This is a genomic window from Thermosporothrix hazakensis (assembly GCF_003253565.1).
GTDB classification, from domain to species: Bacteria; Chloroflexota; Ktedonobacteria; order Ktedonobacterales; family Ktedonobacteraceae; genus Thermosporothrix; species Thermosporothrix hazakensis.
The window spans coordinates 191534-211805 of the sequence record NZ_QKUF01000005.1; the positions used below are offsets into that span (position 1 = coordinate 191534).

Here is a 20272-nt window from a genome sequence, read left to right on the forward strand (position 1 = left end):
GTAGCGCACTAATCTAAGATCATCAAAGAATTTGTTCACAGTATTTGCCCTGCCAGCTTTTTTCTAGTGGGTCTGATCACCTTCCGACACGATGGAGCAACATGCTAAAAGACCAGAAAAGGAAAATCATCCCACATCGGTTTGTGAACATGTACATGTTCCGGCAAGTGGTGTATAATGCGAATGCAGGCATGCAAAGCGACCGAGACAGGGATGGTGCAGACAAAAATGTGTATCAGAGACAGCAACTGCTCCAGACCCTTACTCCGTTCGGCAGGCAAAGAGGGAGACTTCTTCAATGATAGAGACCGTTCCATCTGGTACCGTTCTTCATGGACGATATCGCATCGAACGTGTGCTGGGCAGCGGTGGGTTCGGACACGTTTATTTGGGATTAGATCTGACAACATCACTGCATTACGCAGTGAAGGAATATTTAGTTACAGGGGCAAGTGGGCAGGAACAGCTTAAACACGAAGCCAACGTGTTGAATCAGTTGCATCACCCCAACCTCCCCGCTCTCCAAGACGCATTTATGGAGCGGGGTCGTTATTATATGGTTTTGAACTATATTGAGGGGAATGACCTGACCGACCTGATTCGTATTGCACGCCAGCGTAACGATATCGTTCCTATCTCACGTATCATGGGCTGGCTACTGGCTATCTGTGACGCCGTCCATTTCCTACATAATCAACGGCCCCCTGTGATTCACCGCGACATTAAACCCGACAATATCCGTATCACCTCGGATGGGACAGCGGTACTGGTTGACCTGGGAAATGCGAAAGCAGCCGCCGATGGCGCGCGCACGCTTTTCTTTATTCGCCACCAGGGCACTCCTGGCTACGCGCCACCGGAACAATACCCCGGTGGGGCCGGTACTGATATCCGTTCAGATGTATACGCTCTCGGTGGGACTCTCTTTTTTGCTCTCACAGCTCACGAACCCCCAAGCGTCTCTATACGGAATCAGGCCATGCAGCAGGGCCGACCTGACCTGCCAACTCTGCAAGAGGTCCTCGCGAATAACCCGCCCGAGGAGACCCCGGAGCAGCAGGCAGCGCGTCAATTCAGGCTTGGTGGGCCAAAACCCGGAAAACCGGCGCCTCGTCATATTCGTCATGTTGCGCAGCTCGGGACCCTCCCTCCTCAACTGCTGCAACAACTCAACAAGGTGATTCAGCGGGCAATGGCTCTGCGACCCAAAGACCGTTATCAGTCGGTCGCTGATTTTGCCCATGATCTCAAAAAAATTCTGTCGGCCCTCCCGCATCCGCCACAGCCGCCACAGCCTACCAAGCAGGATCACAGCACACAGCCTGCACTGGATATGGTCTATGAGCAGATGATGGCCGATGGAAAGATCAAACAGGGCTCGCCCGATACGGCAACTTCGCCGATGCCCGATCATTCGACGCAGGCGGCGCATTGTCCACGATGCAATGCGCCGCTTCAGCCGCATACCCAGCGCTGCCCAAACTGTGGAACAACTCTTTCATCGCAACCAACACCAATGAACACAGCTCAGCAGGGTGCAGGCGACCAAACCTTGTTCATTAAACAAAATAACGGGATCTTCCAGCAAGCTCAGGCAGCTTATCAGGCTCAGTCAGCCGCCCCTGCCGCCACCATGCCAAAACAGGCACAGACACCGGGGTTCTCTGGCCCAATTCCGGCTCAGTCGGCCTCCGGCCCCCATTCCAACCAGATGATGTACGCCTCTGGCGGGCAAACCGGTGCACAACCGAGAAGTCACGCGCCAGCCTCTCATTCTCAACCCAGATCGAGACTTATCATCCTAGCTCTGGTTGCAGTGGTGGTTCTCATCCTGCTCATTGGTCTCTTCCTTGTGCTCAAATAGCGCAGCGTCACAACGAAATCATCCCAAAAAAGAGACAGCAGCATCCATCGCGAGAGGAAGTGATGCTGCTGTTCTTTTGGCTTGTTATGCCCACATTTCTTGAAGAGATAACCGAATGCGCTCGAACCAGGCCGGAAGCGCTGCCGCCCACTCAAGGCGTTCCAGTACATCTTCAATGATCGGCTCCTCTTGTTCAGGGCGCTCGTAAAAGAGATCTTCCAGCGGGCCATTCATGGTTGCGATTGGTGTGATAATCTGAAGGGCATCGGCCAGCAACGCCGCTTCGCCCTCTGCGGGCGGATAAATCTGCCCATAGGCATCGAGGAACACACGCAAGCGCTCCGGTTCAAAACCTCGCTTCACCAGAGGACGCGTCAGAGAGCTGCCCGGCAGCCAGGAGAGACCACTAAAGTAGAACAGAGCAAACGCCAGCTCAAAGATCCGCTTCTCCCAGCGAGACGCATCAAAGCCCGTGACAGCGGTCACATCATCCGACGAGAAGCGCAGATTCAACGGATGATAGTCCCCGTGAATATGAAACTCGGGCAGGTTGCGCGCCCCACCAATGGAGACCATCGCTGAGGGAAGCATCTTTTCCCATTGCTCTACCAGATGTTGCATCGCGGAAGAGAGCGCGTAGACCTCGGTCTGTTCGGCTCTGGTCCGGGCCATTGCCAGCCAGTTCTGTACCATCGCCCCGATATGCGCTTCGGCAGGCCAGCGGTACTGTGGTCCCTGATAGCGCCGCGAGGCCTGATGTAGATGAGCAAGCATCGCCGCGGCCTGCGCCGTCCACTGTATACCACGCAGGCTCATCGAGCTAAAGAGTTCGCCTTGTGGCACTCCCTGAAGCTCAAACGTTTCGCCATCTACCATAACATACGGCTGCTGATCGGGCGCCAGCCGAAACGGGGGAATGGGAATACCGGCATCACGCAAATAGTGCTGAAACGCATAGCGATGCCCATAGTCTTCACCCAGGGGATTCTCAGGGCGCTCACGCAGCAAATACCGCTCCCCCTTGATCTCAACCAGCAAGCCCAGGCTGGCCGCGGTCGAGCTATCAGCGGGTCCCAGGTTCTCCCAATCCCGCACGCCGAAGGCCTGCATTACCCGATTCGGGTCAAGCACTTCTTCCTGTATCTCGTTCCTATCCGTCCTCTGTTCTTCCATCTTACCTTCAAATCATCTAGACTTCGGTCGGCAAATCCTGACGTACTCCCCACTCGTTCCAGGAGCCATCATAATTGGTCAATCTGGGATAGCCAAGCATTGCAAGGCTAAAGAGGACCGTTGTTGCCGCCACACCGCCATTACAATACGCAACAACACGATTATCGGGCGCGACCCCCGCAGATTGAAATATCTGCTTGAGTTCATCATTGCTGCGAAACGTCCCGGTTACGGGATCAATCAACTCCTCGCGAGGAATATTCAACGCCCCGGGGATATGGCCCGCCCGCCCGGCTCCACGAGTGACAGAGCCGTCATATTGTCCCTGATCGCGTGCATCAATAAGCTGAATACCCTTCTGCCCGATCATCTTCAAAACGTCTTCGGCGGTAGCACGCAGTTCAGCCTGCACGCGTGGCGTAAAGGTCGCACGCGAATACGAGGGAATGACGGTATCCAGAGGCCGCCCTTCGCGCTTCCACTTGGGCAACCCTCCATTGAGCACCACTACCCGCGTATGTCCATAGTAGCGTAACGCCCACCAGAGGCGCGTAGAGAACTGGGAAGCGGGATGAGCATCATAGGCAACTACAAGCGTCTGATCGCCAATGCCCAGGCGCTCCATTACCTCTGTGAAGCGTTCTGGCGGAGCAATCTGCGCCTCTACCGGATCGTCATGGTTCACGATGTCGCTGCTCCAATCGATATAGACCGCGCCAGGGATATGCTCCTGCTCATACTCATCGCGGGCACCGACATAGAGCGCGTCCTGTACTTTCTGACCTTGCTCGTTCTCCCGCTCAACGGTACGAACATAGCCACGCATATCAACGATGCGAATCTGTGGGTCATGGAGATGCTCTTCAAGCCACGACGTTTCTACCAGAAATTGATTGCGTCCAGTCTCCAACATGAGCCCCCTTTCTATGCAAAGAGTCCAGATGCGTCTGGATTCTCAGTCCGAACGAAATGCGCATTGGCTCCGAATACCTTCATGGGTTTCACCTCAAGAATACGCATGGAGGAATTGGGCGTCTGCGTTGTCACAAAGCGCTGAATGGTCAGTCCTAACGGACGAGCAAGCACCAATGCCGCCGTTGAGGCCAGGATCACATTATTGGCGGTGCTATATGGACGTTTCAAGCGGGCAATTGTCATCGCCGCCAGACCAGACAGAATACCCGCAACCGCCAGATTCGTGCCGCAACGCTCATGAACAGCCATGTCTGGATGAGTGGTACGCAACAGGTGCAGGGCCTCCTCTGCCGCAGGCAGAATCGCCTCCGTCGGCACATTGCCAAAGACAAAAAAACCGGCAGCAAACGAAATACCGGAGAGGCGCACTTCTGGATATTGACGCGATAAGAGAACAATCGTCGCATGCTCTAGCGCATGGTTCTGCTTGACCGCTCCACCCAGAAATATCTGCTGTGTCGCTTGTGCAATCGGATTCATAAGCATCACCAGATCCTTATAGAGTATTCGGACCAGGCTCTAACAGCCTGTCCTCATCAAAGATAGGTTATAGAAAACACGACCACCTCATCACCAAAGTTGATTCGGTCTCCATCGTTCAAGACGACTGGATGCGTCAGCCGCATATTGTTCACGAAGGTGCCATTTGAGCTGCCCAGATCGGCCAGAATCCAGCGCCCATCTGCAAACCAGAGGCGAGCGTGGCGCCTCGAAACTGAAGGGCCCGCGATAATCAGATCGCATCCGTTTGTGCGCCCGATAGTTGTGATGACATCCTGATGGAACCGAAACGAGCGCCCGGCCATCGCGCCACTCTGAATCGTCAGCCGAGCCAGAGGAGCGCGTCCGGTATGGTCAGTATAACGATCATGAATCACATCGTTATCTGCCAGCTTATAGCCGCAATAGGTGCAAAAGTGTCGTGTTCGAGGGTTCAACGCCTCACAGCGGAAACAGGTGATTGGCGCATCGGGAGGCAGTTGCGGACTACTCGTCGGCGGCAAAGAGCCAGAAACCCGAGGAATGTTTCCCGCAAGATCATATTGAATCGGGGTCCCAATCCGCCAATGACGCGAAACAGAGAGATTGCTTGCAGCCAGAGCGTTTACCAACGCTTCGATCAACGCTTCTGCCGTCTGGAAGCGATCAGCAGGCTGCTTCGCGGCCATCTTCGCGACGACATGGACAATCTGTGGCGGCACACCGGTCGCCAGCAACTGCTCAACGGGTAGAGGTTCATTGACGTGCTTCAGCGTGATCGACAGGGGATTTTCAGCAACAAAAGGAACACGTCCTGTCAGGCAATGAAAGAAGACGATCCCCAGAGAGTAAATATCACTCCGACGATCCACGGCCTGCCCTGTTCCCTGCTCAGGAGACATATACTGAGGGGTACCGATCCCGGTTCCAACGCGGGTAAGATTGGTTGTGCCCTCAAGAATCTTGGCAATGCCAAAATCCGAGAGCAACAAATGTCCATCTCTACGCAAAAGCATATTTGCAGGCTTCACATCACGATGCACAATGCCATTGCGATGGGCACAATCCAGCCCCTCGGCAGCCTGAATAATGAAGTCTGCCGCTTCCTGCACGGACATAGGTTTCTTGAGACGGTCCTTGAGCGTTCCCCCATCAACATACTCCATCACGATATAGGTAATACCGTCTGTTTCCCCAAAATCATGTATCTGAACAATATTAGGATGAGCAAGCTTGGCAACAGAACGCGCCTCCTGTTCAAATCGCTTGATAAAAACAGGCTCACGCGCATGATATGCCGGTAACACCTTTACGGCAACATAACGGTCGAGGGTGGGCTGATACGCTTTAAACACGGAGGCCATACCACCGGCACCGATTCGTTCTACAATCCGAAAGGAACCGAGAGTCTTTCCAATAAGTGCACTGGCATCGTCTCCCTCAGCCGCTCGACGAGGATAAACGTTCTCTGGTTGCATACCCCTGACAACTCCCTCTGTTTCTGCCCTTTTTCTCTCACTCTCGCGACACGCTGTGTGCCCGCTCCCCGCCATAGCTGGCAGAGAGGGGCACTCGTCTCCAGTAGAAAAGACAGAATCTGCGGCAATAGGCAGAAGCAGAACTGTGATGAAAGGACAGTGTTGCTTTTTCTACTTGATTATACAGATTAGAACGTTCCCTGTCGAGGGAGATCAAACCCTTTTAGCCTTCAAGCAACAGCGTTTCAGGGTCTTCAAGCAGCTCCTTGACCTTCACCAGGAACCGCACAGCTTCACTACCGTCAACAATGCGATGATCGTATGAGAGTGCCAGATACATCATCGGGCGAATCACAATCTGGCCATCAACAACAACAGGTCGCTCTTCAATTTTGTGCATCCCTAGAATGCCAACCTGTGGACCGTTTAAAATAGGCGTTGAAAGCAGAGAGCCAAAAACGCCACCGTTTGTAATAGTAAACGTGCCACCCTGCAGTTCTTCCAGGGTCAGCTTACCAGAACGTGCCCGTTTCGCCAGATCAGCAACATCACGCTCTATCTCCGCAAAGCTCTTCCGATCTGCATCGCGCACTACCGGGACAATCAGCCCTTCCTCAGCGCCAACTGCGATCCCGATATCATAGTAGTGCTTGATAACCATTTCGTTGCCCTGGATCTCTGCGTTCAGACGAGGGAAGGCCTTCAATGCCCCAACGACGGCCTTTGTGAAGAACGACATGAAGCCCAACGAGACATTATACTTCTCCTTAAATGCCTCTTTGCGCCGCTTACGAACATCCATAATCGCGCTCATATCGACCTCATTAAAGGTCGTCAACATGGCTGCCGTATGCTGCGCTTCTACCAGCCGTTGCGCGATCGTCTGTCTCCGCCGCGACATACGCACACGCTCCTCACGCCGATATGGCGACTCGGGCGCCATCAGTGGCGGAGCAGCAGGGCGTGGCGGTGTTGGCCTCTCCGGCGGGGGCGGAGGTGCCGTCACAGGAGCAGTGGGCTGTTGCGCGTTCTGTTCAAGGTACTGAATGACATCCTCTTTGGTCACTCGACCATGCGGGCTGCTCCCCTTGATCTGGGAGATATCCACATTATGTTCAGCCGCGATACGCCGTGCCAGGGGCGAGGGCGGACGCTGATTCTCGCTGACAGTAGCAGCGGGCTGAGGTTTCTCGACTTCTCCAGGAGGAGCCGCAGCCGGTTGCGCAGCCTCACCGATCAAGCCAATCACCTCACCGATTCCGACGGTGTCGCCTTCATACTTCAGAATCTTTTGCAGCACACCATCCTGATCGGCGGAGACCTCCACGTTGACCTTATCCGTTTCCAGTTCGGCCAGGGTTTCGCCGCTCCGAACTGGATCACCTTCCTTTTTTAGCCAGGATGCAATAGTTGCATCGACAATTGATTCACCCAGTGATGGTACACGAATTTCAGTGGACATGCTTTCCTCCGGTCTGTTTTACTGGTAAGCCGGAGGCTTCCGCTACAATGCGTTCCTGTTCGGCAACATGCATATCGAGATAGCCAACAGCGGGGCTGGCATGCTCGGGACGAGAAACAACTTTTATCTCTAAAGACTGGCCTACAAGGTTTGCAAGATGCGGATACATATAACTCCAGGCTCCCATATTACGAGGTTCTTCCTGCACCCAGATAATTTCTCGAGCATTCGGGTACTGCTCCAAAACCTGCTTCAATCTGCGGGCAGGGAAGGGATAGAGCAGCTCAACTCGCACAATCGCCGTATCGTCGCTATGCGCACGGCTCTCATGCGTCAGCAGATCGATCGCGATCTTGCCGCTACAGAGTAAGATGCGGCTGATCTGTTCTCGGTGTTCCTGCGCTTTCTGGTCATCGATCACCGGCTGGAAGGAACCATGTACCAGATCCTGTAAGCGGGATGTTGAGAGCGGATGACGCAACAGACTTTTCGGCGTCATCACCACCAGCGGGCGCGGATACCGTTCTAGAAGATGCGCCTGCAAACGCAGTAAATGGAAGTACTGCGCCGCAGTCGTACAATTCGCTACACGCCAGTTGTCGTCCGCAGCCAATTGCAGAAAGCGTTCCAGACGGGCGCTGGAATGCTCAGCTCCACCTCCTTCATAACCGTGAGGAAGCAATAAAACAAGAGATGAGTCCTGCCGCCACTTGGCACGTCCGGCGGCGATAAATTGATCGATAATCACCTGAGCCACGTTAGCAAAGTCACCGTACTGGGCCTCCCAGAGCACCAGGGCATCCTGCGCACGCACGCTATAGCCATACTCGAAGCCCAATACCCCGGCCTCACTCAATGGGCTGTTAAAAATGGAGAACGACGCCCGGGCATCCGAGAGGTGCTGCAACGGGATATAGACGCTGTTATCATCCTGACTGTGCAGCACAGCGTGGCGATGCCCAAACGTGCCCCGTTCGGAGTCCTGACCGGTCAGGCGAATCGGTGTGCCATCAGCCAGAATAGATGCAAAGGCCAGCGCTTCGGCCTGCCCCCAGTCAATCCCGCCCTCCGGGCCAAGCGTATTCGCACGACGCTGCAAAATGCGGGCCAGCTTGGGATGAGGCTGAAAATCTTTTGGCCAGGTCAGCAGTTCCTCATTATATGTAATGATCTGTTTCTCGCTGAGGGGCGGCGGAACGAGGTCCTCATCATCAAGCGTCACCTCTTGCTTCGGCAGGTTGTTGGCCTCGGCCTTGATGCCATAGACACCGTGCTCGGCTTCTTTCTTCGCTCGCTCCAGCACCTCATATGCCTCACTCACCTGCGCCCGGGCCTCTTCCTCGGTCAGCACACCCTCCTTAATCAGGCGACGCGCCAGCAGCTCACGAACCGTCGGGTGCTCGCGGATCAGCTCATACATATGGGGCTGCGTAAAGGCGGGCTCATCTCCCTCGTTATGGCCCCACCGCCGATAGCCAACCAGATCAATCAACACATCCTTATGGAACTGGTCTCGATAGGCATGGGCGATACGAACAGCGGTCAAACAGGCATAGGGATCATCGGCATTAACATGAATGATAGGAATATTGAAGCCTTTCGCCAGATCGCTGGCAAACAGTGTAGAGCGTGAGTCGCTTGGTTCCGTTGTAAAGCCAAGCTGATTATTAACGATAATATGAATCGTGCCGCCAACCCAGTAACCGCGCAAATGCCAGAGGTTCAGGGTTTCTGCAACAATTCCTTCGCCCGGGAAAGCAGCATCACCGTGTATCAGGATGGGAAGCGTATCATCAACGTCCAACAGAGGAGAACCAACCACGGAACGGATCTCCTGCGATGCGCGCGCCATGCCCTCAATCACGGGATCCACAAATTCAAGGTGACTCGGGTTCGGAGCAAGGGTGACTTTCAGCCCAACAGAGGCACTTTCACCCAGGATCTGTTCAGCGCCCAGATGATACTTCACATCCCCCGACCAGCCATGCCCGAAACTATCGGTCAGCATGGAATTCTCATCCAGTTTGGTATGCGCGAATTTCGCCAGGATCTCGGCATAGGGTCGCCCCAGGATATGGGCCAGTACACTCAGACGGCCCCGGTGTGCCATCCCGATCATTACGTTTTTGGTCTCTGAGTCGATGGCAGCCGAGATAATCTCATCCAGCATAGGGACAAGAACATCCGTGCCCTCAATCGAGAAGCGCTTCTGCCCGGGGAACGTTTTATGCAGATAGCGTTCAAATGCTTCAACCTGAGTCAGGCGTTTCAGCAGGCGCTTCGCATCCTGTGGACCGGGGTCTCTATGGAAGAGCCGCAAGCCAACAGCGTCGCGGAGCCAGCTACGCTCATCAGGGCTTTTCACTTGATCAAATTCATAACTAATAGTGCCAGAATACATCGCACGAAGCGCATTGATCGCTTCCAGTGCGTTACTGGCCCCCTCAGCAGCATGACCACCGATCACCGTAGGCGGCATCTTCGCCAGAATATCGTTCGTCAGGCCATAGGTTTCCGGCAATAGAGCGGGATCGCCTAACGGTTCACTCCCAAGAGGATCAAGGTGTGCGCCAAGATGTCCACGTTCACGAATGGCATGAGCAAGGGCCGAAGCCTGCACGATGTTCTTGACATCCTCTACAGGTACATAGCCAAGCGCCGCCCGGCCTTCAGCAGCCTGCGACGTGGCCTGCGCCTCCTGTTCAGGTCGCCAGGAATCAAAAACGGCCCTGGTGGCCTCGTCAACAGATAGGGGGTCATGCTTATACCGTTCGTATAACTCCAGAACATATCCGGCATTGGGTCCATAAAAAGCTTTTAAGTTGTACATAACGTTCCTTTTTACGTTGACACAAGTACCGCTTTTAGCTCTTATCTCAAAGCAAAGCTCACCATCGAGTAGGTTGCTTGTGTCTGATTTACAGCTTGTTTTCTACCCACCCCTATGGTATCATAGCTGTGCGAGACATTGAATATTTACAAACAAATAATCCTACCAACTGTTATAACGAACACCATAGTATACCCGTTACAGAATTACTGAGGCAAGCAAAAAACAGTCTGCCCGGTAATTGAAAAGGCTAAGATGGAGCCAGTAGACTCGCTCTTTCTCTGGTGCAGAGAGTCCGGGGTTGGTGCGACCGGAACCAGAAAGCAAGTCGAATATCACTCCAGAGCCGCTCTGCTGAAAACAGAAGAGTAAGCAGCGCCGGAGCCTCCCCGTTATCAGAGAGGATGTAATCCAGATCCTGGAATACGCGAAACGAAGTGAGCCAGTGCCTCATTGCCTGGCTAAACAGGGTGGTACCGCGGGAGCTCCTCTCGTCCCTTGATAGGGAGAGGGGCTTTTTTTATTGGTTCTGTAGTCTCAGAGAGGTACACAGCATGGAGAAAACAAAGCTGATCTACCACACAAACAGCTACACCTATGAATGTACGGCCCGTGTTGTTGCGGTTGAAGGCGATGCCATCGCACTCGATGCCACTGTGTTCTATCCCGGGGGCGGCGGGCAAATGGCTGACCGTGGTTCCATTTCATGGGGTAATGGCGACTACGAGGGCAATGTCATCGCCCTGAGCAAGCGCAATGACGTGATATGGCACGTGCTTGATTGCAGCCCTCCAGCGGTTGGCACCGAAGTAGTGGGCACCATCGACTGGATGTTCCGCTACAAAATGATGCGCACACATACCGCTCTCCATATTCTCTGTGGCACAATCTGGAAAGAATTTGGCGTCCAGGTAACCGGCGGGCAAATGTATCCCGACCGCGCTCGCATGGACTTCGCAATAGATAATCTGGATAAAGAACGCATTGCCTATATCGAAACGAAAATCAATGAAGCGGTAGAAGCCGATTATCCGATACGGGTCTATACCCTGCCCCGGGAAAAGGCGTTTGCAATTCCTGATCTGGTACGCACTAAAATTAATTTGCTTCCGCCTATGATTGAGGAAGTTCGCATAGTGGAGATCGTCGGGCTCGACCTGCAAGCGGACGGCGGAACACATGTCAACCATACAAAAGAAGTCGGCCATATCTATATCACAAAGGCTGAGAACAAAGGCCGCATCAATAAACGTCTGGAAATCGTGCTCGGCGAAGGCTAATCGTTCTCACGATCACTCGCACTTATCCTTTTTCTTTATACAGTTGCACCTTTTCGCTTCCCACAAGGTGCAAAGGAGGTCACTTTGTCAGTTACATCATCCGTTTTCAAGCCTGTGCTCGGGGCTGATAAGGTAGAGTATCCCAAACTGGAACAATCAATCCAGCAATGGTGGGATCAGCACAATATCCGTCAGCAATACATCAAACGCAATGAGAACAGCGAGAAGCGCTATTCGTTCCTCGATGGTCCCATTACAGCAAATAACCCAATGGGCGTCCACCACGCCTGGGGTCGCACCTATAAGGACATCTATCAGCGCTTCAAGACCATGCAGGGCTACAAGCAGCGCTATCAGAACGGCTTCGACTGCCAGGGACTCTGGGTTGAAGTTGAGGTGGAAAAAGAGCTCGGCCTGAAGACCAAGCGGGATATCGAGGAGTTCGGAATTGCCCGCTTTGTCGAACGCTGTAAGGAGCGCGTGTTCCGTTTCGCGAAAGTGCAGATGGAGCAATCCATCCGCCTGGGCTACTGGATGGACTGGGGCAACGACTATTACACGCTCAGCGATGAAAACAACTATACTATCTGGTACTTTCTGAAGAAGTGCAAAGAGCGTGGCCTGATCTACAAAGGACGCGATGTGATGCCCTGGTGTCCTCGCTGTGCCACCGGCATCTCGAATATGGAGATGGAATCTGAGGGCTATAAGGAGACCACGCACCTGAGCCTGTATGTCCGTTTCCCGCTGGTTGACCGCCCGGGTGAATACCTGCTGGCCTGGACCACCACACCCTGGACGCTGACCTCAAACGTGGCCGCTGCCGTGCATCCTGATCTGCCCTACGTTCGCGTTGAGCAGGATGGCGAGTTCTATTACCTCGCTGAAGAGCTGCTGCCGGTTCTGAAGATGCTCAAGGGACGCGACAAGGGCGAGTATCGCGTGACCGAAACCCTCAAAGGCAGCGATATGGTTGGCTGGAAATATCGTGGCCCCTTTGATGAGCTGCCCGCCGCGCAGGGCGTCGAGCACCGGGTGATCCCCTGGAAAGATGTCAGCGCAACCGAGGGTACTGGCATTGTCCATATCGCTCCGGGCTGTGGTCGCGAGGACTTCGGCCTCGGTAAAGAGTTCAATCTGGCCGTGATCGCTCCCGTCGATGAGTCAGGCGTCTATGTGGACGGCTTTGACTGGCTGACCGGGCAGAAAGCCTCGGAGGTTGCACAGCAGATCGCCGAGAACCTGACGCAGAAAGGGATGCTCTATCGCCCGCAAAACTACCGCCACCGCTACCCGACCTGCTGGCGCTGTAAGACAGAACTCATCTTCCGGCTGGTTGATGAGTGGTTCATCTCGATGGATCAGTTGCGCTATGAGATCATGGAAGTGGTCAAAAAGATCACCTGGCTGCCCTCATGGGGCTTTGACCGAGAGATGGACTGGCTACAAAACATGGACGACTGGATGATCTCCAAGAAGCGCTACTGGGGTCTGGCACTGCCTATCTTTGACTGTCCGAAGTGCGGTACCTTCGAGGTGATCGGCAGCAAAGAGGAGCTTAAAGAGCGCGCCGTCTCCGGGTGGGAGGAATTCGACGGCCATAGCCCACATCGCCCCTGGATCGATGCCGTGAAGATCAAGTGTCAGAACTGTGGCACGGAAGTCTCACGCATTAAAGACGTCGGCAACCCGTGGCTCGATGCCGGTATCGTTCCCTTCTCGACACTTGGCTACCGCACCAATCCCGAATACTGGAAGCAGTGGTTCCCGGCAAACTTTGTCACCGAGTCCTTCCCTGGCCAGTTCAGGAACTGGTTCTACTCGATGCTGGTCATGAGCACCGTGCTTGAGCAGACCAATCCCTTTGAAACGCTCTTTGGCTATGCGCTGGTCTATGGTGAGGATGGCACCCCGATGCACAAATCGAAGGGCAATCTGGTGATCTTCGATGATGCTGCGGAACGTGTCGGTTCCGATGCCATGCGCTGGCTCTATACAAACCATGTGCCCGAGCAGAATCTGAACTTCCCCAACATCCCCACCAGGGAGGATATGGAGAAGGCCGAGCAGATGGGCGTTCCCGTGCGTCTGAGCGAGAAATGGATGCAGGTGCGCAAGACCATTGATAAGATCTGGAACGTGTACTGGTTCTTTGTGACCTATGCCAACATCGACCAGTTCGATCCGACAGCCTATCAGCTTGCACCTGAGAAGCGCAGCGAGCTGGATCGCTGGATTCTCTCTGAGCTACAGGAAGTGATCCGCACCGTCACACATGGGCTGGAACACTATGACACAATCAAGCCAGGCGCAGCCATTCAAGAGTTTGTGGACGATCTGTCAAACTGGTACCTGCGCCGAAGCCGAGAGCGCATCTGGAAATCGACGCTCGATGACGATAAGCTCTCAGCCTATCTGACACTCTATGAGTGCCTGACAACCCTTGTCACACTGCTTGCGCCATTTATGCCGTTCGTCACCGAGGAACTGTACCAGAATCTCGTGCGCAGCGTCAACAAAGCGGCTCCGCTCAGCGTTCATCTTTGTGATTGGCCCGTTGCCCGCGAAGAACTGGTCGATGAGCAGCTTGAAAAAGAAACCCATCTTGTAATGCGAGTGGTCGGACTGGGTCGCGCGGCCCGTGAAAAGGCACAGATCCGCGTACGTCAGCCGCTGCATGCACTACACGTTCGTGTGACCAGCCCCGAGGAAGAGGAAGCCATTCTCCGCCTGAAAGAGCAGGTGCTTGAAGAGCTGAACATCAAGGAACTGAAGCTGATGAGCGGCGATAGCGATATGCTGGCATATACACTGAAGCCGCAGGCAAAGGTACTCGGTCCCAGATATGGCGCTCTGGTGCAGAAGATCATTGTTCATTTTAAGAACCTTGATACGCTCGATACGCAGAAAGCCGCCCAGCAGCTTAACGCCAGCGGAGAGCTGACCATCACCGTTAGCGATCAGAGCGTAACCCTCACTCCGGAAGAGGTACAGGTCATCTCGACCGCTCGCCCCGGCTATGTCACGGCTGAAGAGCGCGGCTATATTGTGGCGCTGGAAACGACGATCACACCGGAGTTGCGTGAGGAAGGTATTGTGCGCGACCTGACCCACTTTATTCAGGACATGCGCAAGAAAGCCGGGCTCAATATCGAAGACCATATCGGGTTAGCACTGTATACTGATGCAGAGCTGGCGAACATGCTGATCCACTATGGCGAGGAGATCCAGAGCGAGACGCTCGCTCGGAACCTGCTCATCTCCGTCAGCCAGAAGGATAAGCCATCCTTCGAAGAGCTCTACCGCGAGACCATCGCCCCCAATGAGCTCAAGAAGCTGGATCATTATACTGTCGAAGTCGTCATCGGCAAGCTGTCATAGCAGAAACAAGCGAAGGGCTCTGGCACCCACAGGGGTGACCAGAGCTCCCTTCTTTTTAGCCCCACTGCTCAAGAATCGAGGGAAGATCTGACAGAGTCGTAATCACGGCAGACGGTGTGATGTGCTCAGGTTTGGGCCAGGGATAATCATTCTGACGCCAGACACCACGCATCCCGACGGAAAGCGCTCCTCCTACATCGTCTACCATGCGATCACCTACCATCACACATGCTGTTGTTTCGACTTGCAAACGTTTCGCGACTTCGTGAAACACATAGGGATGCGGCTTGGAGTAGGGCAGATCAGAAGTATAGGCAACCACATCCAGCAACTCGGTCACACCGTGCGCCGCCAGATCCGCATCATGCCAGGCCCCGGCCCACCATGTATTTGAGAGCAGCCCCAGGCGATACCCCCGCTTGCGAAGTAGCAACAGCGTCTCAACGGTATCAGGGAAAATCTCCGCCCAGCCAATAACCGCCTGTGAGTAACCATCCAGCACCAGTTGCATCGCCCGCTTGTTCTCAGGGAGCCCCAGATAGTGGAAACCATCACGGATCAGGCGTTCGGGCTGGTCGCTGGTATGCACTGTCACCACTCTGTCCCAGTGTTCTTTTTCCGCACGCCGCATAGCCCGCACATATTCCTCACGCAAGGGCCAATTGTTCTCGGGATACCTCGCCACCAGATAATCATAGGAGAGGGCCCAACGACGCTCTATATCCTCATCCCAGTCCGGCCAATCCAGCAATGTGCCGCCAAGATCAAAAATAACAGCTCGAAGAGAGGTCAAGTAGTACTCCATTTCTAGATCAAGCGCTGCCGGCACCTGATACTTTCATTATTGCAGGAAAGAAAATATGTCCGCTTGCTTCTCTCCAGGGAGCTTTATTATACACTCTCTTCTCACTTTTTCCCAGAAATAAAAAACCCTGCTGTGTCTCCAGCAGGGCTCTCACAGCATCCTCAGGGCACAAGCCCTTTCCGCCGCATCTGTTCCAGATCATATTCAGCGGGAGCAAGCGGCTCCACACCGGCAGCCGCACAGGCCCAACCAATCAGCGAGAAACCAATATGCAAGCCTCGGGCAATTGCGTTCGGCTCTTCTTCAGAAATAGAGCGCAGGCATTCCTCACGCAACTCGATGACCTTGGTCTCGGAGTAGCGCCCATGATAGCCCTCCAGAAGCGCTTCATGTGGTGCGAAGCTCTGGAAAGGAATATCACTTCCCGCCGCCAGCAAGAACAGCCAGTAGCCGACCTGACTTCCCTCAAGAATTGTATCTGGTTGCCGCCCCGAATGGACATGCTCACCGCTCTGCACTTCCGCCAGCTCATCAAGCTCATCTCCTAAGCGAGACAGCAAATAGGAGTGACTGCGCTCCTGAAGCAGGCGCGATGTATTTGACTCTTCGCTCATATCATGATCGCGCAGATAGATATAGACGCCATAGAGTTGGCGCATGGCCGCCTCCAACTTCTGGCGTATTTGCGGAGAAGCCACATCTGGCGCCTGCTGATGATACACCTGTGCGGGATCAAAGACACGTTCGGCCACGATCTTATACGAATTGTCTGGCTGAATCTGGCGATAATAACAACTGCGGTAGCCATCATGACAGGCAGCTCCTCCGTGCTGAACCACGCGAACAAGCAGGCTGTTCTCCTCACAGTTGACATAAAGCCCGCGCACTTCCTGTACGTTTCCCGACTGCTCGCCTTTCTTCCAGATTTTCTGGCGTGAGCGACTGAAGAAATGGGTGTAACCGGTTGTTCGCGTCAATTCAAGCGCCTCTTCATTCATAAAGGCAACCATCAAGACCTCGTTCGTCCTGTCATCTTGCACGACAACGGGTATATATCCCTGACTATCAAACTTGAGGGATAGATCCATCTCAAATACCTCCCGGCAAAAAGCAACGGCGAAGACGCGCCGCTTCTACTTGCATATTGCTTGGTATATAGTACCACATCACTCCGTCTTTCTCGGCTCGCTGCAAAGAGCCCTGCCTACAAGAAAGAAGAAAGTATGCTGAACCAGTAGAACAACATACTTTCTCCTCATTCAACAGAAAGGTCACACGAAGAATGATTCTATGCTTGCTTTTTTGCCTGCTGGTATCGTTTTTCAACCTCATCCCAGTTCACGACGTGCCACCAGGCGTTCAAATAATCGGCACGCTTGTTCTGATACTTCAGATAGTAGGCATGCTCCCATACATCATTGCCCATGATCGGGTACTCATTTTCGAGAATCGGGCTGTCCTGATTGGGTGTCGACTTGAGATGCAACTTGCCGTCTTTCCTCATGACAAGCCAGACCCAACCAGACCCAAAGCGCCCGGCTCCCACCTTATTGAACTTCTGCTTAAACTCGTCTATCGAGCCAAACGTTGACTTGAGCGCCTCGGCAAGCTCTCCCTGAGGCTCCTTCTTTCCGCCCGGACGCATAATCTGCCAGAACATAGTATGGTTGACATGTCCTCCAGCATTATTACGCACCGTCTCGCGCTTCGCTTCCGGTATATCGTTCAGCTTGCGCAACACATCTTCCGCAGAGGAGGCCTGTAAAGCGACCTCTTTCAACGCCGCGTTCAGATTTTTGACATAGGTAGCATGATGCTTGTCGTGATGCAGTTCCATCGTTCGCGCATCAATATATGGCTCCAATGCATTGAAGGCATATCCCAGAGGAGGAAGGGTAAATTCCTGTACGGTTTTGGCTGCATTGGTCTGATCTACCTTTGCTTCAGGAGCAAGATTACTACAGGAGACAAGCACACCGCTTCCAACTGCCAACGATGTAAGCTGTAAAAATGCTCTTCTATTTATGTGGTCCTCTCTATCCACAGACTCCATACCTTTCTATCCACAAAAATTTCTTCGCACTTCATCAGGAAACTCTTTACAAGCTGACAAAAATGCAGAAACAGCTTCTGTAAAGAGGATATACATATAGTATATTCGTCTGACAAAACCAAACCGTGCAGCAAAGGACCACAACAAATAAAGAGCTGCAAATACTATCATGAAGAGGGTAACGCAATCTTCTACAAATTCGACCTTATCTCGAATCGAGGATCATGATTTTTCTCCCATACTACAACCTCTATTTCCAGAAATTCTAACAGGTTCCGCTTCTCTTTGTAGGTGAATTCATAGTCAGGATCGTTAATCTTTTCTTGTATACGTTCACACGTTCTATATACAGTGTTCAACTTTTCCTGCGCCTTCGCCCATTCCCTGCGCATTTTTTCCTCGTCTCTTAGCTCTGCTTCACACTCTTTTTCCTCTTTGGCTAGCTCATGCAATCGATTGGTAAGATATGCTTCTGTCCCGGGATCGAGTATCTTTCCCTCATAAAGCCTTGCAAGGTTAGCTCGTAAGGAGTTCTGCATCTCTCTGATCTCTGCCAACTTCGCTTTAACATGTTTACGTCGGCCCTGAGTCGGGTCTTTTGACCGCCTTTCTTCAATTTGCTTGTCAATGATGGAAGGATTGAGCACGATCTTCTTTGCAAAATTCCATGCTGCTTGATCAAGGATAGGTACAAGGATATAGCAGCCGGGGCATTGATATAGGCCATTGTACTTCCTGCTACAGTTATAGCCTATCTGATCACGCTGTCCTTCAGGTCTGTTCTTGTAATGGTTAACTCGCCTGTTTACTGTTAGATTGGCCCCACAATGACCACATTTCGCAATGCCTGCCCTGAGCAATGCATCTTCTGGTCTGCGATTATTAGGAGCTGCTATTTTTTTGTTGCGCGCAAGATGCTGCTGCACAACCTCAAACATATCTTTGCTAATAATTGCTGGTATGGGGACTTTAATTTGCTCGTTGTCTGGCCTTATCTCAAATTTAGGCCATTTCCTCCCGGGAACCTTTACAGTCCGTTTTTTAAATATGGGATATTCTCCGCAATAACCGGTATGTCTGAGCATTCTACTAATCACAGCAGGTTGCCACAGAATAGGTCCATCTACAGCCTTTGATTTAACTTTTTCTCCCTTGGATACGCTAGGTGCTGGTATCTCAAGCTTGTTAAGCCTCTGCGCGATGCGACGAATAGGAATACCTTTATATGCACAGCGGAAAATAAACTTGACTACTCTTACTTCGGTCCATGTTACTTCCCGATTATCTTTGATGGTTTCGAGATTTGGAGTAAGACCTGATCTTTTGCCCTTCTTATCCAGCGTAAAATGATAGCCATAAGGTCGTGAAGAACTTCCAACGACTTGCGGTGGTATATTGTCCTCTGGGCTTCCTAGCGCTTTCTGTATCTTCCCATTAGTAGTTCTTCTGACTAAATCATTAATTTCTTCCTCCGCTTTATGTCCTTTAAACAGTCGTATTATTTCCCCCACTAGACTATCATCGTCTGCGTGTTCCTCTGGATCTGTTGTCAGAATTCTGACCCCCAATTCTTTGAGCTGCATCCTATAGAATTCGCGTTGTAGCCCTTTGCGTCCTAGCCCTCTATCCAGCACTTCCATACATAGCACATCGAATTCCTTTTGCTCTGCCAGTTCTAGTATGCGATTCAAGGCTTCTCTGTAACGAAAATCTAGACCTGTATATGTATCTCTGATAATATGGTTGGGATCTAAAATTAGCCCTAACGGTTCTATCAACTTTTCGCGAACGAGTCTCTCCTGATACTGATGGCTGAGGGTAGTATCTCTCTGTTTAAGAGTGGACACCCGTGTGAGTATCAATGCCCGCAAACCTCTATACTTCTCTGGATCGTACATCAAAACGACTCCTTTCGTTGTGTTGCGCTTCTTTCAATAGCAAAAACATGTATAAATTAACTGAAAAAGGTATCGCTTTCGCTGTTGCGACAGTAACTACACCTTCCCAATTCTAACACTTTTGCCTATAAAAGTAAATACGCTAACGCTATATCATAAACGCTAATCCCCCAGACATATAAACTTGACAGGACTATGCAAAGGGAGTAGTCTTGATGTGAGAACGGAAACGCTTAAGAAGAGGGGTTATGATGGCAAGATTAATAATTAAAGAGCTGGCAGAACGACAAAATATAAGCCAGTCTCGTCTACAGCGTGAAGCTGGTGTTACTATGTCTCAGCTTAGAAGATATTGGTATAACCAGAGTGAAAGCGTTGTCCTAGATGCATTGGAGCGTATTGCAAAAGTGCTCGGTGTTAAAACTGGTGATCTGATCGCCGATAACGACGAAGCACAACCTGCAAAGTAGCAATTGCAGTGAGCGGGGCTATTCCAGCCTCCGCGTTTTTTCAGCTAAGTGGGTGACGTTGGCATTGGAGCGGGCTGAAATAAAATGCGGAGGATCACGGACGTTGCCGCAGGTAAGGAATGG

Annotated in this window: 14 protein-coding genes and 1 other annotated feature; of the genes, 4 read left to right on the forward strand and 10 right to left on the reverse strand. The window is 52.5% G+C overall.

The features are described 5' to 3' along the window. The first annotated feature begins 298 nt into the window (after positions 1 to 298). Positions 299 to 1864, forward strand: a complete 1566-nt coding sequence (locus EI42_RS10245) for a protein kinase domain-containing protein (RefSeq protein WP_111321509.1) — start codon at positions 299 to 301, stop codon at positions 1862 to 1864. Between the two features lie 84 nt (positions 1865 to 1948). Here EI42_RS10245 and EI42_RS10250 read toward each other — a convergent pair whose 3' ends face one another. The 6 genes from EI42_RS10250 to EI42_RS10275 all read right to left on the reverse strand — a co-directional run bounded on the left by EI42_RS10250 (position 1949) and on the right by EI42_RS10275 (position 10262). Continuing rightward, positions 1949 to 3037, reverse strand: a complete 1089-nt coding sequence (locus EI42_RS10250) for a phosphotransferase enzyme family protein (protein ID WP_111321511.1) — start codon at positions 3035 to 3037, stop codon at positions 1949 to 1951. A gap of 16 nt (positions 3038 to 3053) precedes the next feature. Continuing rightward, entirely contained in the window at positions 3054 to 3950 is an 897-nt protein-coding gene (locus EI42_RS10255) for a sulfurtransferase (protein WP_111321513.1), read from the reverse strand. An 11-nt stretch (positions 3951 to 3961) separates the two neighbouring features. Beyond that, positions 3962 to 4492 carry a DUF6391 domain-containing protein gene (locus EI42_RS10260; protein ID WP_137686241.1) on the reverse strand — a complete coding sequence of 177 codons (531 nt, stop codon included), beginning with the start codon at positions 4490 to 4492 and terminating at the stop codon, positions 3962 to 3964. A 56-nt stretch (positions 4493 to 4548) separates the two neighbouring features. Beyond that, complete coding sequence (locus tag EI42_RS10265) at positions 4549 to 5970, reverse strand: protein kinase domain-containing protein (RefSeq protein WP_170142521.1); 1422 nt, start codon at positions 5968 to 5970, stop codon at positions 4549 to 4551. Between the two features lie 223 nt (positions 5971 to 6193). Continuing rightward, complete coding sequence (gene odhB, locus EI42_RS10270) at positions 6194 to 7432, reverse strand: 2-oxoglutarate dehydrogenase complex dihydrolipoyllysine-residue succinyltransferase (RefSeq protein ID WP_111321519.1); 1239 nt, start codon at positions 7430 to 7432, stop codon at positions 6194 to 6196. Next, positions 7422 to 10262, reverse strand: a complete 2841-nt coding sequence (locus EI42_RS10275) for a 2-oxoglutarate dehydrogenase E1 component (RefSeq protein WP_111321521.1) — start codon at positions 10260 to 10262, stop codon at positions 7422 to 7424. The genes odhB and EI42_RS10275 overlap by 11 nt, the downstream gene beginning before the upstream one ends. Positions 10263 to 10505: 243 nt before the next feature. Next, positions 10506 to 10764, forward strand: a binding site (T-box leader). Positions 10765 to 10816: 52 nt separating this feature from the next. Here EI42_RS10275 and EI42_RS10280 point away from each other — a divergent pair. Together EI42_RS10280 and ileS are read left to right on the forward strand one after the other, a co-directional pair. Next, entirely contained in the window at positions 10817 to 11542 is a 726-nt protein-coding gene (locus EI42_RS10280; RefSeq protein WP_111321523.1) for an alanyl-tRNA editing protein, read from the forward strand. 84 nt (positions 11543 to 11626) lie between these two features. Next, the gene (gene ileS, locus EI42_RS10285; RefSeq protein WP_111321525.1) at positions 11627 to 14923 is read left to right on the forward strand and encodes an isoleucine--tRNA ligase; all 3297 of its coding nucleotides are present in this window, start codon (positions 11627 to 11629) and stop codon (positions 14921 to 14923) included. A 55-nt stretch (positions 14924 to 14978) separates the two neighbouring features. Here ileS and EI42_RS10290 read toward each other — a convergent pair whose 3' ends face one another. From EI42_RS10290 to EI42_RS10305, 4 genes are all read right to left on the reverse strand, one after another. Next, positions 14979 to 15728: an HAD family hydrolase gene (locus EI42_RS10290; protein WP_211326111.1), complete on the reverse strand. Its 750-nt coding sequence runs from the start codon at positions 15726 to 15728 to the stop codon at positions 14979 to 14981. 161 nt (positions 15729 to 15889) lie between these two features. Continuing rightward, on the reverse strand, positions 15890 to 16816 hold the full coding sequence (gene hisI / locus EI42_RS10295; RefSeq protein ID WP_111321529.1) for a phosphoribosyl-AMP cyclohydrolase: 927 nt from the start codon (positions 16814 to 16816) through the stop codon (positions 15890 to 15892). 200 nt (positions 16817 to 17016) lie between these two features. Next, complete coding sequence (locus tag EI42_RS10300) at positions 17017 to 17781, reverse strand: superoxide dismutase (protein WP_111321531.1); 765 nt, start codon at positions 17779 to 17781, stop codon at positions 17017 to 17019. A gap of 191 nt (positions 17782 to 17972) precedes the next feature. Beyond that, positions 17973 to 19679 carry a recombinase family protein gene (locus EI42_RS10305; protein WP_111321533.1) on the reverse strand — a complete coding sequence of 569 codons (1707 nt, stop codon included), beginning with the start codon at positions 19677 to 19679 and terminating at the stop codon, positions 17973 to 17975. Positions 19680 to 19927: 248 nt separating this feature from the next. Here EI42_RS10305 and EI42_RS10310 point away from each other — a divergent pair, with 248 nt between their 5' ends. Next, positions 19928 to 20149, forward strand: coding sequence for a helix-turn-helix domain-containing protein (locus EI42_RS10310; RefSeq protein ID WP_111321535.1), 222 nt, complete (start codon positions 19928 to 19930; stop codon positions 20147 to 20149). Positions 20150 to 20272: the final 123 nt, after the last annotated feature.